This is a genomic window from Haloechinothrix salitolerans (assembly GCF_042662605.1).
In the GTDB taxonomy this organism is placed as follows: Bacteria; Actinomycetota; Actinomycetes; order Mycobacteriales; family Pseudonocardiaceae; genus Haloechinothrix_A; species Haloechinothrix_A salitolerans.
Window position 1 is genome coordinate 3,423,299 of record NZ_JBHSXX010000001.1, and the last position, 18,964, is coordinate 3,442,262.

The 18,964-nt window shown below is 68.8% G+C and carries 19 protein-coding genes; 5 read left to right on the forward strand and 14 right to left on the reverse strand.

Annotated elements, in window-relative coordinates; genetic code table 11:
• Position 1: 1 nt before the first annotated feature.
• Entirely contained in the window at positions 2-1,006 is a 1,005-nt protein-coding gene (locus ACFQGD_RS16270) for an AraC family transcriptional regulator (protein ID WP_345390689.1), read from the reverse strand.
• A 203-nt stretch (positions 1,007-1,209) separates the two neighbouring features.
• Between ACFQGD_RS16270 and ACFQGD_RS16275 the strand changes: the two genes are divergently transcribed.
• Entirely contained in the window at positions 1,210-2,166 is a 957-nt protein-coding gene (locus ACFQGD_RS16275) for a beta-ketoacyl-ACP synthase 3 (protein WP_345390692.1), read from the forward strand.
• 85 nt (positions 2,167-2,251) lie between these two features.
• Positions 2,252-2,461: a hypothetical protein gene (locus ACFQGD_RS16280; protein ID WP_345390695.1), complete on the forward strand. Its 210-nt coding sequence runs from the start codon at positions 2,252-2,254 to the stop codon at positions 2,459-2,461.
• 10 nt (positions 2,462-2,471) lie between these two features.
• Here ACFQGD_RS16280 and ligD (ACFQGD_RS16285) read toward each other — a convergent pair whose 3' ends face one another.
• On the reverse strand, positions 2,472-3,887 hold the full coding sequence (ligD, locus tag ACFQGD_RS16285) for a non-homologous end-joining DNA ligase (RefSeq protein ID WP_345390698.1): 1,416 nt from the start codon (positions 3,885-3,887) through the stop codon (positions 2,472-2,474).
• 112 nt (positions 3,888-3,999) lie between these two features.
• Here ligD (ACFQGD_RS16285) and ku point away from each other — a divergent pair, with 112 nt between their 5' ends.
• Positions 4,000-5,007, forward strand: a complete 1,008-nt coding sequence (gene ku, locus ACFQGD_RS16290; protein ID WP_345390701.1) for a non-homologous end joining protein Ku — start codon at positions 4,000-4,002, stop codon at positions 5,005-5,007.
• Between the two features lie 21 nt (positions 5,008-5,028).
• Here the strand turns inward: ku and ACFQGD_RS16295 are convergent, their stop codons facing one another.
• Both ACFQGD_RS16295 and ACFQGD_RS16300 read right to left on the reverse strand, forming a co-directional pair.
• Entirely contained in the window at positions 5,029-5,229 is a 201-nt protein-coding gene (locus ACFQGD_RS16295; RefSeq protein WP_345390851.1) for a hypothetical protein, read from the reverse strand.
• Between the two features lie 108 nt (positions 5,230-5,337).
• Positions 5,338-6,651 carry a glycoside hydrolase domain-containing protein gene (locus ACFQGD_RS16300; protein ID WP_345390704.1) on the reverse strand — a complete coding sequence of 438 codons (1,314 nt, stop codon included), beginning with the start codon at positions 6,649-6,651 and terminating at the stop codon, positions 5,338-5,340.
• Between the two features lie 158 nt (positions 6,652-6,809).
• On the opposite strand from ACFQGD_RS16300, the gene ligD (ACFQGD_RS16305) reads away from it, so the two are divergent.
• Positions 6,810-7,715 carry a non-homologous end-joining DNA ligase gene (gene ligD, locus ACFQGD_RS16305; RefSeq protein WP_345390707.1) on the forward strand — a complete coding sequence of 302 codons (906 nt, stop codon included), beginning with the start codon at positions 6,810-6,812 and terminating at the stop codon, positions 7,713-7,715.
• Positions 7,716-7,773: 58 nt separating this feature from the next.
• Here the strand turns inward: ligD (ACFQGD_RS16305) and ACFQGD_RS16310 are convergent, their stop codons facing one another.
• The 3 genes from ACFQGD_RS16310 to ACFQGD_RS16320 form a co-directional block, all read right to left on the reverse strand.
• Positions 7,774-8,421, reverse strand: a complete 648-nt coding sequence (locus ACFQGD_RS16310; protein ID WP_345390710.1) for a vitamin K epoxide reductase family protein — start codon at positions 8,419-8,421, stop codon at positions 7,774-7,776.
• Positions 8,418-9,149, reverse strand: coding sequence for a DsbA family protein (locus ACFQGD_RS16315; RefSeq protein ID WP_345390713.1), 732 nt, complete (start codon positions 9,147-9,149; stop codon positions 8,418-8,420). The genes ACFQGD_RS16310 and ACFQGD_RS16315 overlap by 4 nt, the downstream gene beginning before the upstream one ends.
• Positions 9,150-9,360: 211 nt before the next feature.
• Positions 9,361-10,416, reverse strand: a complete 1,056-nt coding sequence (locus ACFQGD_RS16320) for a DUF2157 domain-containing protein (RefSeq protein WP_345390716.1) — start codon at positions 10,414-10,416, stop codon at positions 9,361-9,363.
• A gap of 375 nt (positions 10,417-10,791) precedes the next feature.
• On the opposite strand from ACFQGD_RS16320, the gene ACFQGD_RS16325 reads away from it, so the two are divergent.
• On the forward strand, positions 10,792-11,970 hold the full coding sequence (locus ACFQGD_RS16325; protein WP_345390719.1) for a site-2 protease family protein: 1,179 nt from the start codon (positions 10,792-10,794) through the stop codon (positions 11,968-11,970).
• Between the two features lie 52 nt (positions 11,971-12,022).
• Here ACFQGD_RS16325 and ACFQGD_RS16330 read toward each other — a convergent pair whose 3' ends face one another.
• From ACFQGD_RS16330 to ACFQGD_RS16360, 7 genes are all read right to left on the reverse strand, one after another.
• Complete coding sequence (locus tag ACFQGD_RS16330; RefSeq protein ID WP_345390854.1) at positions 12,023-13,447, reverse strand: MFS transporter; 1,425 nt, start codon at positions 13,445-13,447, stop codon at positions 12,023-12,025.
• Positions 13,345-13,791 carry a hypothetical protein gene (locus tag ACFQGD_RS16335; protein WP_345390722.1) on the reverse strand — a complete coding sequence of 149 codons (447 nt, stop codon included), beginning with the start codon at positions 13,789-13,791 and terminating at the stop codon, positions 13,345-13,347. Before ACFQGD_RS16335 ends, ACFQGD_RS16330 begins: the two co-directional genes overlap by 103 nt.
• Before the next feature lie 209 nt (positions 13,792-14,000).
• Positions 14,001-14,453, reverse strand: coding sequence for a DUF4383 domain-containing protein (locus ACFQGD_RS16340; protein WP_345390725.1), 453 nt, complete (start codon positions 14,451-14,453; stop codon positions 14,001-14,003).
• A gap of 174 nt (positions 14,454-14,627) precedes the next feature.
• A complete protein-coding gene (locus ACFQGD_RS16345; RefSeq protein WP_345390728.1) occupies positions 14,628-15,668 on the reverse strand; it encodes a S1C family serine protease in 1,041 nt (346 codons plus the stop codon).
• 46 nt (positions 15,669-15,714) lie between these two features.
• Positions 15,715-16,293, reverse strand: a complete 579-nt coding sequence (locus ACFQGD_RS16350) for a copper chaperone PCu(A)C (protein ID WP_345390731.1) — start codon at positions 16,291-16,293, stop codon at positions 15,715-15,717.
• Between the two features lie 77 nt (positions 16,294-16,370).
• The gene (locus ACFQGD_RS16355; RefSeq protein WP_345390734.1) at positions 16,371-17,300 is read right to left on the reverse strand and encodes a PfkB family carbohydrate kinase; all 930 of its coding nucleotides are present in this window, start codon (positions 17,298-17,300) and stop codon (positions 16,371-16,373) included.
• A gap of 72 nt (positions 17,301-17,372) precedes the next feature.
• Positions 17,373-18,953, reverse strand: a complete 1,581-nt coding sequence (locus ACFQGD_RS16360) for a SulP family inorganic anion transporter (RefSeq protein ID WP_345390737.1) — start codon at positions 18,951-18,953, stop codon at positions 17,373-17,375.
• Positions 18,954-18,964 lie beyond the last annotated feature (11 nt).

Sequence of the window (18,964 nt, forward strand, 5' to 3'; positions counted from 1 at the left end):
GTCATCCGCGTTCCGCGCGGTAGGCGCCGGGTGCGGTGCCGGTCCAGCGTTTGAAGGCACGATGGAAAGCGCTCGGGTCGGCGTAGCCGAGCCGAGCGGCGATGTCCTCCACGGTGTCGGCGCTACCCGTGAGCGCGGCGATCGCGATATCACGGCGAACGTCGTCGCGGTGCTGCCGGAAGCTGGTGCCTTCTTCGGCGAGTTTGCGTCGCAACGTCTGCGGGCTCAACGACAACTGTGCGGCCACCGTGTCCAGTGACGGCAGCCGGACAGGTGGGGCGTGCTCCAGGATGCGGCGCACCGACTGCCCGACGCCAGTGCTGTAGTCGGGAGCCGCCGCCAGGTCGGCGGGAGCGTTTCGCAGGAACTCCGCGAGCGCCGCTCGGTCGCGCACCACTGGCATCGCCAGGTACTTCTTGTCGAACGTCGCCGCCGTGGTGCCGCCGCGCCCGAACGTCGAGTGGCAGCCGAACACCAGGTCGTACTCGTCGCGATGAGGTGGTGCGGGATAGCCGAACTCCATGCCACGTAACGGGATTCGGCGTCCGATGAGCCAGCTGCAAAAGCCGTGCCAGATGATCATGATGCCTTCGCACATGAAGTGATCCGGGTCGCGGACGCCGCGAATGTCCAGCTCCACTCGCGCCTCGTCGTCGTGGTACCGGACGCGGAACCTCGGTGTGCCGGGAAACAGCTCGTAGAACGTCGTCGCGCGTCGCAGTGCCGAGAGGAGGTCCCGCGAATGAACGGCGGCGTGGCACATCATCGCGAACGTCCCTCGTGGGCTGCGATGCGGCCCTAGCCCGAGGAACTCGTCATCGAGCGTCGCGATGAGTACCCGCACCAGCTGCGCCGCCTGATCGGCGGTGACGCGCGCTCGGTGGTCGTTGAGCAGTGCTGGCGCGATACCCGCGCGATGCAACAACGGCTCCAAGTCGACGCCTTTACGACGGGCCCCCGCGAGGGCTCCTCGGATGTGGTGGATGGAGATCGTGCGCGCGGACATGGCTACCGCGACAGTACCTTCGCCGCGCCTCACACGGCCGATCGGTCGGCACCTATGCCGCGTCTCACATGGGCGATCGGTCGGTTCGATGCCGGTGGGAACGCTGGTCAGCGCTGCGCCGAGCGAGTACTGAGCGGTACGGACAGTCATACCGAGCAGTAGCGTCCTGGCCACGTCGCGTCGCGCCGGGTGAGTGTTAACGCATGCGAAGCAGTCAGGGCAGCGCTGGCGCGCGCCTGCTCGGGGTCGGCGGTTACCGGCCGGAGAACACACTCACGAATGAGGAGTTGGCCACCCGATTCGGGAAATCCGCCGACTGGGTGGCCGCCCGTACCGGAATGCGCGGGAGAGCCTTGGCGGCCAAGGATGAGGGGGTGCGGGACATGGCGGCCGCCGCTGGTTCATCGGCGCTCGCTGACGCCGAGATCAGCGAGGACGATATCGACCTCGTCATCGCGGCGTGCTGCAGCGCGACGACGCCGATACCCAGCGTGGCCGCGGAAACCGCCGGACTGCTCGGCATCAAGTCGGCTGGCGCGTTCGACGTCAACTCGGCGTGCGCTGGGTTCTGCTACGCCACCGCCGTCGCGTCCGACCTGGTTCGCGCGGGGTCAGCCCATCGAGTGCTTGTCATCGGCGCGGAACGGATGAGCACCTGGATCGATGACGACGACCTCGGCACGGCCATCATCTTCGGTGATGGCGCGGGCGCCGCCGTCGTCGGCGCGTCGGACGACCTCGGCATCGGACCCGTGGTGTGGGGCAGTGACGGCACGGCGTCCGAGCTCATCGCGATCGACCCGGAGGACCGCTATCTGCGCATGCAGGGCAGGCAGGTGTTCCGCTGGGCGACGACGGAGATCCACCCGGTGGCGCTCACCGCGTGTGAGAACGCGGGTGTCGCGCCGGAGGAACTGGCGGCGATCATTCCGCATCAGGCGAACCTACGCATCGTCGACGCCATCGCGGCCAAACTGGGCGCGGACAACGCCGTTGTGGCCCGCGACGGCGAGGAAACCGGCAATACGTCCGCGGCGTCGATACCGCTGGCACTGCAGCGGCTGCGGGAGAGCGGCCAGCTCGGCACGGGAGACCTGGCGTTGCTGATCGGATTCGGTGCCGGGCTCGCTTACGCCGCCCAGGTGGTACGGGTGCCGTAAGCACCCGAAGGGTTGCCCAGTGAACGCGAACCGCGTTCACTAGAACCTGCGGCGAATTTTCGACACGCCGCAGGGGAGGCTTGACATGTCGAGTGCGGCGGCTCTTACGGCGGCGGTGTCTGTCCGGTATGCCCGGGAACAGTACGCCCTGGGCTACGCGCATGGCCGTTTGGGGAACGAGATCGATCGGGCCGAGGCGCTGTCGTTCGCCCGGTTCTTCGCGACACGGTGCGAGGACGCGGGCGAACTGGTCGACGTCTATGACGCCTACCGCGTCTGGGAGGCGAGCCGGTAGTGCCCCGCCGCTAGGGCTCGCGGACGACGTCGCGGGGGTCGATGTCGTCGCGCAGGCCTAGATAGACGGGGTGGCGCAGCCGGTCGTCGCGGGTCCAGCGGTCGAAACTGACCTGTACCACCACCTCCGGCTCGACCCACCTGGCGTCCCGGACGTGGTCTGCGGGCACCGGGGTGTCGAACGGGCTGCTCTCGCGTGCCAGCGGCGCCAGCCGTTCGCCGAGCAGCCGCAGCGTGGCCTCGTCGAAGCCGGTGCCGACCCGTCCCGCGTACGCCAGCCCGTCGTGGGTGCCGACGCCGACAAGCAGTGACCCGATCCGACCCTCCCGCACACCCTTGCCCGGGCGCCAGCCACCGACGACGACCTCCTGCTGGCGCAGGTGCTTGATCTTGCGCCAGTCTGGTGACCGGACGCCGGGCAGGTACCTCGAGCTGAGCCGCTTCGCCACGATTCCTTCCAGGCCCTGCTGCTCGGCTGCGCGCAGCACGGTCTCGCCAGGGGCATCTAGAAACGCGGGTGGGGTGTGCCAGGACGGTCCAGCCAGGTCCAACTCGGCCAGGATTCGCTGCCGTTCCTGGTAACGGACGTCGAGCAGCGGCCTGCCGTCGAGATGCAGGACGTCGAAGATCAGGTACGTGATCGGTGTGTTCGCGGCGAGCCGTCTGGCCGCGTCACCGGTGGCATGCATGCGTGGCTGGAGCGCGGCGAAACTGGGGGTGCCGCCCGCGAACGCGACGATCTCGCCGTCCAGCACCGCACCCCGGCGCGGCAGCTCCTTCGCGAGCGCCGCCAACTCGGGGTACGAGCTGGTGATGTCGCGCGCGGACCGGCCGACGAGCCGCACCTGGGCGTTCTCGACGTAGGCGAGCGCGCGCTGGCCGTCCCACTTGAGTTCGTAGCCCCAGCCCTCGTCGTCGACGGGCATTCCGCTGCCGCCGGCGAGCATCGGCAGCAACCCACGCGGCGGTGGGACACGTTCGCGGTGGATCATCCAGTGGTCGTCGTCGGTGCGGAACAGCGCGAACCCGCCGGTGTAGCGAGAGCCGTGCAGCACGATCTTGACCTCGCGGTCGGTCCAGGCGAGGCACTCATAGGTGCCACTGTCGGCGATGCGCATGGTGCCAGCGCCGTACTCACCCCGGGGGATTGTTCCGGCGAACGTCGCATAGGCGAGCGGATGATCCTCGGTGCGAATGGCGAGGTGGTTGACGGCGGGGTCATCGGGTATCCCCTTGGGGACGGCCCAGGACGCGAGCACGCCGTCGCGCTCCAACCGCAGGTCATAGTGGGTTCGGCGGGCGTGGTGCTCCTGCACGACGAACACCGGTGCGGCCGCTGTGGTCTCGCCCTCTGGCTCGTCGGCGTCGGGCATAGGCTCCGGCGTGCGGCCGGGACGTCGTTTGCGTCGGTACTCGTGCAGGCTCACGGCACCGGCCTACCGGCACCGCGCCGCGTGCGCAACCCGGTTGACGGCGTGACCAGGTGGGTCGCGCTCGGTACCGTGAAGGTGAGGCCCGTCGCCCGGGGAGGAGGAAGCGATGCGAGCCATGTGGAAGGGCACCATCAGCTTCGGTCTGGTGACCATTCCGATCAAACTGTATGCCGCGACCGAGACGAAGAACGTGTCCTTCCGGCAGGTGCACGCCACCGACGGTGGGCGCATCCAATACAAGCGGGTGTGCACCATCGACGGCGACGAGGTGCCTTACTCCGACATCGCCAAGGGCTACGAGCTCGACAACGGTGACATGGTCGTGCTGACCAGCGAGGATCTGGCGCAGTTACCGCTGTCGTCTTCGCACACCATCGACGTCATGGAGTTCGTGCCACTGGAGTCGGTCGACCCGCTCTACTACGATCGCGGCTACTACCTTGAGCCGGACAAGGCCGCGGCGAAGCCGTACGTGCTGCTGCGCGACGCGCTCTCCGACTCCGGCAAGGTCGCCATCGTCAAGATCGCGATCCGGCAGCGGGAGTCGCTGGCGCTGCTGCGGGTAGCCGACGACGTGCTGGTGCTGCAGACGATGCTGTGGCCGGACGAGGTGCGCACGCCGGACTTCGGTTTCCTCGACGAGGAGGAGCCCGACGTTCGTCCGGACGAGATGTCCATGGCCGGGATGCTGATCGAGTCGCTGTCCTCGGAGGTCTTCGAGCCGGACAAGCACCACGACGAGTACCGCGAGGCGGTGCTGTCGCTGGTGCAGGCGAAGGCCGAGGGGCAGGAGGTGTTCACCGCGCCGGAGAGCGAGAGCACCGAGGTCATCGACCTGATGTCGGCGTTGCGGGCAAGTGTCGAGAGCGCGGACAGTGCGAGCAGCGGTCCGTCGGACGCTGGCTCATCAGGGGCCGCGCGGAAGTCCTCTAACGGCGGTACGAAGTCGGGCGCTGAGAAGTCCACACGCAAGACCAGCGCGAAGTCGCGATCGGCCAGCGGGAGCAAAGCCAAGCAGAACTCGAAGGCGAAGTCGTCCTCGAAGTCGGGGTCCTCGGATTCTTCGGGGTCGAAGCGGACCAAAACGACGACGTCGAAACGTTCGGCGTCGTAGCGGCAGGGCGGGGAGCGCGGCTCAGGCCGCGGCGACCAGGTCGCGGTCGGCGGCGCAGTCGCAGTCGATCACGTCGTCACAGCGCTGCACGACGTCGTGGCGTGCCGGGTCGAGCGCGGTGCAGTCGGGCTCGGTGCACTCGATGCCGCCGTCGTGGTGCTCGATGAGCGCGCCGTGACAGTGGTCGAGGTCGTCGACGCAGCCGGTGCATGCCACGTGCATCAACACGAGGGATCAACTCCTTGCGTGCCGTTCGGGGTACGACGGGTCTTTCGTATCACCCGAACGGCATCAGGTCGGTGATCTGGCGCGGCGTGTCGGCGGTGTGATTCAACAGCGGGGGATCGGCCAGCTGAACCCGTCGGTGTCTGGCGTGGCGATGAGGTAGTCCGTGACCCAGCTGCCGTCGCCAAGTTTGTTCCACACCCGCGTCGAACCGATCCGTTGCCCGATGCGTTGGCACGACACCCGGGCGAGGGCACCTGCCGGCAGTGTGCCCACGATCCGGTAGCCGGTTCCCGGCCCGGCGCGTTTGTTGACGAAGCGCTTCGCGGTGACTTGGTACGGCAGCAGGCACTTCGGGATAGGCCAGCTGTAGCTGGTTTGTGAGCGGGTGCTGACGTAGTAGTCGGTCACGTAGGTTCCCGCACCGAGTTTGTCCCAGACGTTCGTGCTGGCCACCCGGGAGCCAGGTAGCTGGCAGCGCACCCAGATCTTCGATCCGGGTGCGTGGGTGCGCACGACGGGGTAGTTCGGGGCTGGCCCGCTGCGCGCGTTGAGCGGAGTCGAGCTTGTCACCCGGAAGGCGCGGGACACGGTGGCCACGGGTGCGTTGAAGCGGTCACTGTCGATGTTGAGAGTGACGCCGCCGTGGGTCTCGTCGTGGTCGCCCCGGTACTGCTTGCCGCGCTGACCGCGCGCCCACTGGTTGTTCGGGATGTCCTGCCAGTCGCGCAGTGAGGAGTCGCCGTCCCAGCGGGCGATCCAGAGCGCGTCCGGTCGGGCGTAGCTGGTGGAGTGGTACGCCTCGGAGAGGTGCTTCGCGCCTGAGTAGAGGTGCGCGTAGACGCCCGAGAGGTACCCGTTGCGGTGCAGTTCCTTGGTCCAGCCGGTCAGGTAGCGCAGCACCGCGTCCCGGCAACGCGGCCGGTTCGGGTCGTAATGTTCCATGTCACCGTAGATGGCGCTGCCTGGCTTGAGGCCGATGGATCTGGCCTGCTTGATGGCGTCGGCAGCGGATGCCGTGCCCTGTTCGGCGGCGCGCCTCGGAGCGATGTTGACCGAGCCGGGACCGCGGAAGGTGCAGGGCGCCTGGCGACCCATGTAGATGGGGATGATGCGCCACGGCATGCGCGAGACCTGATTGACCCAGCGCTGGGTCAGCTCCGGCTGGTCACAGGTGCGGTTCGGGCCGCCGATGTAGACGCCGACGCCACGATACGGCGAGGAGCGCCAGGCGCGCATCTGCTCGGCGGCGGGCGCGGTGCAAGTGTCGAACGCGAGGCCGACGAGTGGTGTCGTGGTCGCGGGCTTGGGGTAGCGGACGGTAGTGGCGGGTTCGGCGGACGCCGCTGGTGCGGTGGCGAGGGTCGCGCCGAGCGCCAGAGCGGCGACCGTCGTGACCGCGCGACGGGCACGGTTCATGACGAGCCTCCGGTGTCCCGCGCGCGGGGAGGCGAGGGACGTCACCGCCGAGCCTGCTCAATAGTGCATATCGGGTATAGAGTACAAATACTCTACTTCGGGTTGGCTTTCTGGCTCGATCGCTAGCGAGATCGCGGCCGACGCGAGACGCTGAGGGCATGACGCGGGTGGCGGTGGATGTCGACGGACGGCGGCTCACGCTGTCCAACCTGGACAAGGTGCTCTATCCGGAGACCGGGTTCGCCAAGCGGGACGTCATCGACTACTACCGGCAGGTCGCGCCGGTGATGCTGCCGCACATCACAGACAGGCCGACGACGTTGCGGCGGTTCCCGGACGGCGTCGCGGGACAGTGGTTCTACGAGAAGGACGTCTCTCGGCACGCGCCGGACTGGCTGCGGACAGCGCGGCTGGCTAATCGCGACGACGATGGCGACGGACCCAACGACTACCCGGTGCTTGACGACCTGGCCTCACTGGTGTGGGCGGCGAACCTCGCCGCACTGGAACTCCATGTTCCACAGTGGACTGTCACGGCCGATGGTGAGCAAGCGACGCCGGATCGGTTGGTGTTCGACCTCGATCCCGGCGCGCCAGCGACGATCGTGGAGTGCTGCCGGGTCGCGGAGTCGCTGCGCGAGGTGCTGACGGCCGACGGACTGACACCGGTACCGAAGACCAGTGGTTCGAAGGGGCTGCAGCTGTACTGCGCGGTGCGCACCAGCGGCCCCGATGAGACGTCTCGCTACGCCAAGGTGGTGGCGCGGCGGCTCGCTCGTGAACAGCCGACGTTGGTGGTGTCGACCATGGCGAAGTCCGCGCGCACCGGGAAGGTGCTCATCGACTGGAGTCAGAACAACCCGTCGAAGACGACGGTGGCGCCGTACTCGCTGCGGGGAAAGGAGATCCCAACGGTGTCGACGCCAGTGACATGGGACGAGGTGGAAGGCTGCCGCACGCCGGCCGCATTACGTTTCGAGGCCAACGATGTCATTGAGCGCATCACCTCCGACGGTGACTTGTTCAGTGCGGTACTGCGGGACGGGGTGCGGCTGCCCGCGTGAAGGGCGCTCTCAGAGCGGTTTGGTGTTGCGAAGAAGCCCTTCACCGCACTCTACTTACTCATACGAGTGTCACCCAGTAGTCCCAGAAGCGGACGGCGATGAGCGCGATGATCGCCATGAACCAGAGAGCGAGCACGAAGCTGTGGAAGCGGACCAGTACGGCGCCTGTCGGTCGGCCGGTGAGGTGGCCGCGCTCCAGGTTGTGCAGCGTCGTGTACCAGAACAGCGGGATGGTTACCGCCCAGACCACCATGCAGTACGGGCACAGTGCGCCGATCGAGTACAGGCTCTGCCAGATCAGCCAGTGCACGAACAGCACACCGAACGTCGTTCCGGCCTGCAACGCCAGCCAGAACCACTGGGGCGGGCGGAATCGGGCGATCAGCGCGATCCCGGCGGTCACCAGCATGGCGAATCCGGTGATGCCCAGCAGCGGATTCGCCACCCCGAACGCGGCGGCTTGCGGCGTGGCCATCACCGAGCCGCAGGAGAGCACCGGGTTGAGGCTGCACGTCGGCACGTAGCTGGGGTCTGCCAGCAAGGCGATCTTCTCGACCATCAGGACGAACGACGCCAGCAGGCCAATGCCGCCGCCGGCGAGATACAGCCAGCGCACGATACGCCCGAGTGGTCCGTCGTCAGCCATCTGGCTACCCGAGGCGGCCGCGTCCCAGCCGGTTACCGGCGTTGGCCTGCTGTCGCTCACCGCGCCAACTCCGCGTCGAGCCGGTCGCGGAACTGTTGCTTCACCTCCGCGAACGTCTCGCCGGATGGCGTGAACCGCTCGCCGTTGACGAACAACGTCGGCGTTCCGGTCACGCCGGCCTTCTCGCCGTCGACCTTGTCCGCCTCGATCCGCTTGGCTACCGCGTCCGACGCCATGTCGGTGTGGAGTTGGTCCACGTCGAGGCCGATCTCCTTGGCGAAGGCGTCGAAGGCCGCGCGGGCTCTGTCCTCGTCGTCGCTGAGTTGGTCACCGTCCTCGGTAACCGCCCACTGCTCGTAGTTGTCATACAGCGCGTGGTACATCTCGGCGAACTTGCCCTGCATGCCCGCGGCCTCCGCGGCCTGCGCCGCCGGGAGTGCGAGCGAGTGGTTGTCGAGCGGGAAGTTGCGCACCACGAACGTGATGCGGTCGCCGTAGTCTCGTTCGACGTCGGCGGTGATGTTGCGGTAGTAGGCCGCGCACGCCGGGCACTGGTAGTCGAGGAACTCCACGACGGTGACCTCGGTGCCACCCTCGGTGATCCGGTGGCTGTCCTCGTTCACCAGCACGCTGCTCGGCACCGTCGATGAGCCCCGCGGCTTGTCGTCGCCGCCGAGCAGTAGCACCCCGCCGAGCACGATGATCGCGAATACGACAATCCCAACGGTGAGGAGCACGTTCGTCGACGGCCAGGCCCGCCCGCCCGCGACGATCTTTTCCTTCGGCATGACTTCTTTGGAAACCTTCCCTGGTCAACTCGTCCGCGGTCCGGCGGCGCACCGGCGCGGGAACGCTCCCTGCACGTGAGCTGCCGCGAGACTAACCGCGTTTCCTGAGACGATGCTGATATCGCGGCACTTGGCGCTAAGCCTACTGGTGACGCTGGCCACGGCGGTGATGGCAGGTAGACGTTGTGGTTGCCATGACGACCACGATGTCTCAGTCCGCGAGTCCCGCGTTGTCGGGTCGCGAGTCTCGCGTTCCGGTGTCGCGTGTGCCGACTTCCGTCTCGGTGTGTTCGGCGTTCCGATGTAGCCGGAACCCGATCGCGCTGGCGACCAGCAGCACGGCACCCGCGATGAGCAGCACGGCCGCGCCGCCGACGGCGCCATCGGTGAGATGCCAGACGGCTTCGGGCGCCGCTAGGCTCACCGCGACGACGCCCGCCACAAGCACCACCCAGATGTGCACCCACCGGTACAGCACGAGGCACCCGACGCCGACCAGGAACGTCGCCGTGTAGGCCACCGGCTCGGCCACGTCGTCGCCGAGCGGCGCCTGCGTACCCGCTATCGTGAGGGCTAGGCCGACGCCGATGCCGGTGAGCCTGGTCCGCAGCAGCCGTGCCAGCGCGAGCACGGTGAGCAGTGCCCCGCAGCCGAACAGGCCGATACCGGCGGTGAGCTCATCGAGCTCGGCGGCGGCTTCGATCGTGTTAAGGACAGTGAACACGAGCAACCCAGCCGCGGCGAGTAGTCCAGCCACGCTGGGCAGCAGGATGTAGCTCGCGGTGGCGACGACGAGTCCGGCGGCACCGGCGATCGCGAGCTCGCCCTCGCTGATGGGGTCGGGCATCGCGAGTCCGATGGTGATCGCCGTGGTCACCGACGCGAGCGCGAGCAGCACGCCCGCCACGCGCAGCCGTGCCGTGGTGGCCAGCTCGAACCGCGGGCCGTGGCGGCCCGCCGCGACAAAACCCGCGGTCAGCAGACCCAGCGTGATCAGACCGAGCAGCGTGGTGCGGGCGGTCTCGCTGAGTTGGTTCCACGACGAGGCGACCAGCACGACCGCTCCGGTCAGGACAAGCGCGCCGCCCAGGTAGCCGACGATCTCGGCGATCGGACCTCGCCGCTGTTCACCGGTGGCGCCGATCCTTAGTTCGTCACGGACGGCGTCGGCTTGTTCGTCCGTCAGCACGCCACGCTCGACCAGCGCGCGGAGCCCTTCCTCCTGGCCGCGATGGCGAGATTGATCGGACCCCCGTTGCTGGTTCACACGGCGAGCATGGCACGACCGACGTCGGTCAGAAAGTGCCAGACGTCGTCGGGGTAGGGACTTTGGGACTTTCCCGCCGCGGGCGTTTGTTGCGTTTTCGGAGTTGGGCACCTCGCCGCGGCGACCACGATGCACCCGGCGCTTCGGCGTCACCAGCCCAAGGCAACAAGTCCGGGTGTCGCGCCGAACCCGAATCTCGTTTGGAGTGCGCGGTGCCTGGATCGGGTGCGGGCGATGGTCACCACGGCAAGGGCACTTGTGCCCTGCGTGTGCGCCGCCGCGGCGGCCTACCGTCGCTGTAGTCGTCCGCCGGTTTCCCCGGTACGGATGTTGGGGTATCCGAGGGCGAATGGGACGACGAGAAGGAGGCCGTCGATGAAGGCGACGTTGTCGCTAGGCCGGATCGCGGGTGTGCGGGTCGGACTGCACTGGAGTGTGTTAGGCATCGTGGCCATCCTGGTATCGCTGGCACTGGCGCGCTGGCCGGTCGTGGTGCCGGGGCACTCGTGGATCGCCTACGCCATCGCGGCGGTAACCGTCGCGGTGCTGTTCGTCGGCTCGCTGTTGGCGCATGAGTTGGCGCACGCCGTGATGGCACGCAAGGAAGGCGTCGAGGTCGGCGGCATCACGCTGTGGCTGCTCGGCGGCATCGCTCAGTTGCGCGGCGACGCGAGCACGCCAGGCGCCTCGCTGCGGATCGCGGTGGTTGGCCCCGCGATGAGCTTCGCGCTCGCGGTGATCTTCGGCCTGATCTCGCTGCCGTTCGCGGGTGGCGACGACGGTCTGCTCGTCGCGGTGACGTTCGGGTACCTTGGCTTGATCAACCTCGTCCTCGCGGTGTTCAACTTGATCCCAGCCGCCCCGCTCGACGGCGGTCGCATCCTGCGCGCGGCGCTGTGGAAGTGGCGTGGCGATCGGGACGAAGCCGCGATATGGAGCGCCCGCGCCGGCCGGGTATTCGGCTTCGCGCTGATCGCCCTTGGCGCGGTGTGGTTGTTCGTCGGTGCTGGCGCGGACGGACTCTGGTGGATTCTGATCGGCTTGTTCATCGTGACGGTGGCCGGTGCTGAGGAACAGCAGGCCGAACTGAGCAGTTCGCTGCGCGACGTCCGCGTCGGTGACGTCATGACCCGCGACCCGGAGACCATCGACGGTGACCGCACGGTGGCCGACTTCGTGCGTGCCGATGTTCTGGCACGCAAGCATTCGGCGTATCCGATCGTGGATGAAGGCGGTGGCGTTCGCGGGCTGGTCACGCTTACCCGGCTCAAGCGCGTCCCAGCTGATCGACGAGAAGAGGTCACGCTAGCCGAGGTCGCTTGCCCGCCCGACGAGATCCCGATGACCTCGCGGAACGAGTCGCTGACGGACCTGCTGCCTCGGATGGCGGGCTGCGAGGACGGGCGCGCGCTCGTCGTCGAGGATGGGAGGCTGATCGGCATCGTCACGTCGCGCGACATCAGCCACGCGGTGTCGGTGAGCGACCTGAATAGCCCCGGCGGAGGATTGCATCCAGGCGGTTATGGCGCCGACCTGGTGACCGGCAGGCGCTAACCCACCCGTCGCGGATCTCGGGGCTCGCGACCCCACAGCGCGGGACTCGCGGCTAGGTGCGGCGGAGCAGCGGGATGCTGATCGCCAGCAGGACGCCCGCCACGACGAAGATCGAGGAGTAGCCCTTCGTTTCCTCGAAGGCGAGCACCGGCAGTGACGAGGTGAACTTCACCGCCAGTCCCGCGAGCAACGGCCCAATCAGCACACCGAGCCCCCGGCTGAGGCCGAAAACGCCCGCGCCGGTGCCGTGCTCGGACAGCTGGGGCAGCAGCCCCATCAGGAGCGAGTACGGCAGCGTCATCAGAATGACGGCGGCGAAGGCCACCGGGACGATGGCCGCCACGAACGCGGTGTTCGTCGTCAGCACGGCGGGCAGGAGCCCGATGGCGAACGCGAACAGCCCGAACCGCATCGTCCTGCGGTGGCCGTAGCGGTCGGCGAGCGTGCCGGACAGCGGCGCCGCCAGGATGGCCGCCCCGCCGACCAGCGCCAGCGCGGTGGACGACTGGTTCAGCGAGAACCCGAGTCCGATGGTGAAGTACAGCACCACGAAGGTCCGCAGCGCGGCGACCGAGCCCTCCCAGCAGGCGTTGGCGAAGAACCATGCCCTGATCCGCCCGTCCCGCGCCAGGACTCCGAGACCGCCCGCGATGCTGGTGTGCTGGGCCTGCGGGGACGGTGAAGCCCATGGCTTGCTCCGCAGCGCAAGCCACAACCCCGCGGTGAACAGCGTGATCGCGGCGGCCCCGACGAGGAACGGCAGCGGCTGCGCGAAGCTCAGCAGGAACCCGCCGCCGGAGATGCCCAGCAGCAGCCCCGCTGAGCGCATGCTGCCCTGGAAGCCGAGCGACCTGCCCCGGAACTCGCGCGGCACCAGGTCGGGATAGAGAGCGTAGTACGGCGTGTAGTACGCGAAGTAGCCGATGAAGAACACCGCGAGCGCCACCGCCAGCAGCGTCAGCGTGCCCGCGGCCAGCGGCATCACCACCAGCGCCGCGATCGCCACGACGCCGCCGCTGAGCAGGATGGTCAGCCTGCCGCCGACGCGGCGGCTCAGCTGGTCCGACACGCCGCCCGCGAGCACCGGCACGAACAGCGAGAACAGGCCCTCACCGCCGATGATGAGTCCGGTCACCGCAGGCCCGGACAGCTCGTGGATCAGAACCGGCCCGTAGGTGGTGACCAGGGTGTAGGCCAGAGCCATGCCGAAGGCGGGGGAGCCGAGCGCGAACAGGAACGTGCGCTCGTTCCACCGCAGCGCGCGGTGCGACACCGAGGACCTCGCGTTCCGGTGCGCCTCTTCGGCGGCCATCCCGGCCTCCTTCCGCCGGTGGGGTGCTCGGCCCTGCGTCGGCGGGGTATCAGTGCGCCCTCTCAGTGCGTGCTGTCGGGGCCGGTCGCGCTCCCCGTGTCGTCTGTGCTTTCTACACCCGGCTGTACGCTGACCACGGCGAGCCCCGCCGCGAACACCGTCGATCCACCCGCGAGAACCAGCACGAGCAGCCTCCCCCTGCGCGGTAGACGCCGCCAGGAGGCGAGCGTCGCTCCGGTGTCGACCGCGTCGGCCGCGCCACCGGCGATGATCCACGGCAGCATGTCCCCGCCCGAGGCCGCGGCGGCGGCCATACCAACACCGAGGCTGAGATCGCGTCCGCCGAGCGCGCGGGCGAGCACCGCTCCGGCATGGGGCGGCCGTACCCTGCCGACCCACGGCCGTGCGACGTCCGCCGGTTTGGCCAGGGCCACGGCGCCGAGCGCCGCGCGCGCCAGCCCCCACAGTCCTGCCGCGGGCCGGGCGGCGCGGGTGAGATCAGTGGTCATGGGCGCTCCTCCTCAGTGGCCTTGTGTGGTTGTCGCGGGCACCCGCCGTGACGTTGCACCGCTACACATCGGACAGTCCGCTACCTCAACCTGTAGCGCGCTTGCTGGCCGAGCGCCAGTTGGCGACCGGTCCTGGCCGCACAGCGCAGCACGACTTGGCGCCAGGGCAGCGGCTCCAGCGCCAAGTCGTTGTCGTGTCGGTGCTGGCTTCAGGCCGCTCGTCGTGTGAGGCCGCCCGACGCGATGGCGACGACGATAGCCACCACCGCGAGCACCGCGTGCAGGATGTTGTCCGCCGTGTCGACCGGGATGAGGCCGAGGATGTCGTCGCCAGTGATGAAGCCCCAGACCGTCACCACGCCGTAGACGACGCCGAACACCAGCAGCCCTGCCGCCGCCGATTTCGCGTTCGCCATCACGGCCAGCAGGAAGGCGCCGGTCGCGATGTGAACGACGTTGTGCCACCCATTCACCGCGAAGCCGAACAGTTCGCCGCTTTCCAGGTTATCGCCGACCGTGAAGCTGCTGTCGCCGAGAAAGAAGCCCAGGATGCCCGCCACCACGAGGACGACGCCGACGACGCCCGAGGTGAGCTGGGCCAGCGAGCGAGCCGCCCCCGCCGTGGACTTGTTCCCCTGCTCCATAGCTGGCTCCGAGTTCATTGCTTTCTCCTTTCGATGTGGAAGCACGGATGTGTTCTGTTGGCTGAACTACACACCTCGGAGTGCGCCTACGCCTGCTGAACACCACTATGACCGCCGTGTCCGCCCGGATCGGGTGACATGACTGGTTTGTACCTAGCGGCCGACTCGTGCCGCCGCGGTGCGCTCGGTGGGTCACCCCCTGCGCTCGCCGATGGTCACCGTCAGTTCCCGCTCCTCGGAATTCCGTGCGACCAGCAGGCTGACCTCCTGCCCGGGTTCGGTGTCGCGGAGCGCGCCGAGGAGGTCTTCGACGCTGGTCACCTCCGCGCCGGCGAAGCCGACGATGACGTCGCCCGGCCGGATACCCGCCGACGCCGCGGGGCCGTCGTCGGCGACGCCGAGCACGACGGCACCGCTGTCAGTGCCGACGTTGAACTTCTCGGCCAGTTGCGGTGTCAGCCGCGCCAGCGAGACGCCGAGGTACGGATGTGTCGCCGTGCCCTCGTTGAGCAGCTCTTCGGCCGTGTCGATCACCGTGGCCGCCGGGATGGCGAACCCGAGGGACACGGCGCCTGCTTTGGGCGGGATGTAGGCCTCGTTGATTCCGATGATCCGGCCGCGAGTGTCGATCAGAGCGCCGCCGGAGTTGCCTGGCGAAATCGGGGCGTCGGTCTGGATGAGGTCCACCAACGCCTGGGTGCGTGAGGCCGAACCGGGGATCTCCCGGTTCAAACCTGAGATGATGCCCGCCGTCACGGAGTTCTCGAAACCGAGCGGACTGCCGATGGCTATGGCGCGATCACCGGTCCTGGGTAGTTGCTCCCGGTAGTCGGGCACCGGTAGCTGGCCACGTTCACTACGGACGACGGCGAGGTCGGTGATGCTGTCCGTGGCGACCACGTCACCGTTCGCCTCGGTGCCGTCGGCGAACACCAGGGTCACGGTCTCGCTGTTCTTGACGACGTGCGCGTTGGTGATGACGACGTCGGACTTGAACACCACGCCGCTGCCGATGCCTTGGCCCGCCCTGACCGTCACCACGCTCGGCGCGACCTGATCGACCAGCGCGGCGTAGCCCTGGTCGGTGACCAGCTCGCCTGGCGCGGCGGTGGGGCCAGCGCGGTTCGTGTCCTGCGGCGGCCTCGTGCCCTCCTGTGCGGGTGTGCACGCTGTCGCGAGTGCTAGCAGGAACGTGATCAGCGCGGTCGGGATCACTCGTGTGCTGCGAACCATGCCGGCGGCATACCCACTTCTCGTCTCCGGCATGCTTCGCGCTCGGTCAGCCATCGGGCAGAACGGTCGCCGGGTCGACGTCGCAGGCGAACTCGCTACGGACGTCGCGGGGGTGCCTGCCGTGCACCTTCACCGGCATGGTGACCTCCCCGGCGCGGGCGAACTCGAAGGTCACCGGGACGGTGGTGCCAGCGGGGACGGACTCGGTCACGCCGATGACGTGCAGAAAGTACGGGGCGTGCCCGGTCGCGCCACCGCGCTTGGCCTCCGGCACCGTGCTCTCCGGCAGCAGCGGCAGGGCGTCGACCCGCTCTGGGCTGCCGTCGCAGTCGCGATCCCACCGCAGCTCGATCCGCTCCGCGCTGGGGGAGCTGACCGAAACCAGTCGGTCGCGCCGTTCGGCCGTGGTGGTCACGGTGAGGAAGCCGAGCGTGTCCTGGCCGGGCTCGTACTCGCCCCCGGACGGTTGGGCGAGGTAGACGTTGCGGAGTTGGATGGGGCCCTTGTCGGTATTGCTGCCAACCGGTTGGGGTTGCTCGCCGGTGATCGGGCCCTCAGCGCAGGCGGCTACGGCCGTGAGCAGCGCCGCCAGTGATCCGGCCAACAGGGCTGGTGCGCGCGTCATTCGACATCACTCCCGGTCGTGGCGTTCGTCGAGAGGATTGCCTTGGCGGCGATCGGACAAACCGATCGGGCACAGCGTCAAGGCGCGAGGGTGTCGGCATCGGCGGCGAGGTCGCGCCAACGCAGCACCGGACGTCCACCAAGCCTGCTCGCGCTGTTGGCCGCCGCCGCGACGGCGAACGCTGCTGCTCGCCGGGTGCCCTCGCCGTGGGCGAGCGCCGCGGTGAAGGTGCCGATCAGCGCGTCGCCCGCACCGGTGGTGTCGACAACGTCGACATCGAGCAGTGGGAACAGCTGCCTTCCGGTGCGGCTGACGAATAGGTTTCCCGCGCCGCTGACCGCGAGCACCACCAGGGTCGGGCCGTACTCCAGCAGCCGGGACGCCGCGTAGGCTGCGGTGGTGACGTCGCTGACTGGCTGCCCGGTGAGCAGGGTGGCCTCGTCCTCGTTCGCGCGGATGACGTGGGCGCGAGACAGCACGTCGGCGATGTCGGCCTCGGAGCCGCTCGGGGCACCGTCCAGGATGACTCGTGCGCCCGCGTCGCGCGCCAGCCGTGTGGCGAGCAGGATCGCCTCGAGCGGCTGCTGCAACTGACAGAGCACCCACCCGGCGCGCTTGATCAATGTCGACGCGGCGAACACGTCGCCCTCGGTCAGCAGGACGTCTGTGGGGATGTGCTCGAGGTACCGCCAGCGATGCGAGTCGTCCACGATGTCGGTGATCAGCGCGGTCTGCGCGCCCTCGCGGGAGACGACGTGGCTGACGTCGATGCGGTCGGTGCGGGCCTGCTCAAGCAGCCGCGCGCCGACGGAGTCGTTGCCGACGACGCCGACCAACGACGTCGGTACACCGAGCTGGGCGAGCGTGACCGCCTGATTGGCGCCTTTCCCGCCCAGCATTTCGCGGCGTGCGCGCACCGTCGCACTGCCGTGGGGTCCGGGGACATCGGCGATCCGCAGCACGAGGTCGCGCGCCACCTGCCCGAGCACGACTACCTCATCCGCCACGGTTCAGGCCTACCCGCACCCGGGGCCGGTTTACACCGCCAGGGGAATGGTTCGGGCTGGCTCCGCCACCTGTCACTCCAACGGGTCCGTGTCCGGCCCGAGCACCCGGTGCGTCAGGCGTTCGGACTGTGGGGGGATGTCGTGCACCTCGGCCTCCAGCCCGGCGACCCGCGCCTGGTCCAGCACCGATCGCAGGACGAGCGCGCCGGTGGTGTCGATGCGGCCGAGACGGTTCAGCTCGATCACCAGGCGGGTGGCGTCCGGGTGGTCGGCGAGCGCGTCGAGCAGGGCGGCGTCCAGCTTCTGCGCGGTGCTGAACCACAGCACGCCGCGTGGGGTGAAGGTGAGCACGCCGTCGTGCTCTGTGACGTCGATTTCCAGTTGCAGCGACCGCCAGAGGAACACCCCGACCGACAGCGCTACCCCGGTCACCACCGCCAGGTCGAGCCGGGGCGCGAGCAGCAGCGTCGCGGCGAACGTCGTCCAGGCGATCAACGCCTGCGGCAGGGAGAGCCGCCACAGCCGCCACAGCGGGCGGATGCGCATCAGGCTGATCACCGACACGATCACGATCGCGCCGAGCACGGCAAGCGGCAACGGCGCCAGCACGAACGCGAACGGCAGGAACGCCAGCACGGTCAGGCCCGTCACCGCGCCCGCGAGACGGGTGCGGGCGCCGGAGAGCCGGTTCACCGAGCTGCGGGAGAACGACCCACCGCACGGCATCCCGCCCGTCGCCGCCGCCGCGATGTTGGCCACGCCCTGGCTGATGAACTCGCGGTTCGCGCTCCAGCGGGTGCGGTCTTCCGAGGCGAACCGGCGCGAGATGGACGCGGCCTCGGAGAACCCGATCAGCGCGATGATCACGCCGGACAGCAGCAGCGTCGGCAACTTCGACAGCGACGTCCAGGGAATGTCGTCCACAGTGAACGGCAGGAACCCGGATGGGACCGGGCCGACGACGTCGCCAGAGTAGAAGCCCGCGTCGGACACGGTGATGCCGACGAGCGCGGCCACCAGCACGCCAGGGAACAGTGCGTGCAGCCTGCGGCCGCCGAGGATCAGCACCGCCGTCACCGCTGTCATCAGCAGCGCCGCGAGCGTCCAGCGGTCGGGATGCGCCAGTGACCACACCGCCTGCAGGATCGCGTTGTCGTAGTCGGGCGGGACCGTGCCGAGGGCTTTCGGGAGCTGCGAACTGGCGATCAGGATCGCCGCCGCTGGCACGAATCCGAGTAGCATCGGCTGCGACATCAGGTACGCCACCCAGCCTCCGCGCAACAGCCCCAGCGCCACCCTGGTCAGGCCGACGACGAGGGCGAGCGCGAGCCCGAGGCCGACATACTCCGGACTGCCCGGCGTGGCCATGGTGCTGAGCGCGCCGAACGTCAGCAGTGACGTGATCGCGACCGGGCCGGTCTGCAGATACGGCGACGACGCGAACAGCGCCGCGATGATCGGTGGCAGCGCCCCGGCGTAGAGGCCGACGATGGGCGGCATCCCGGCGAGGTCGGCGTAGGCGAGCGACTGCGGAATGCCGATCATCGCCACGCTGACCCCTGCGAGCAGGTCATGTCCCAGCCACGAGCGCAGCGGCGGACGTCCGCTCGCCTCAGCGCGTCGGGTGCGCACCGTCAGGTCCCGCGGGTTCACTCATCACCTCA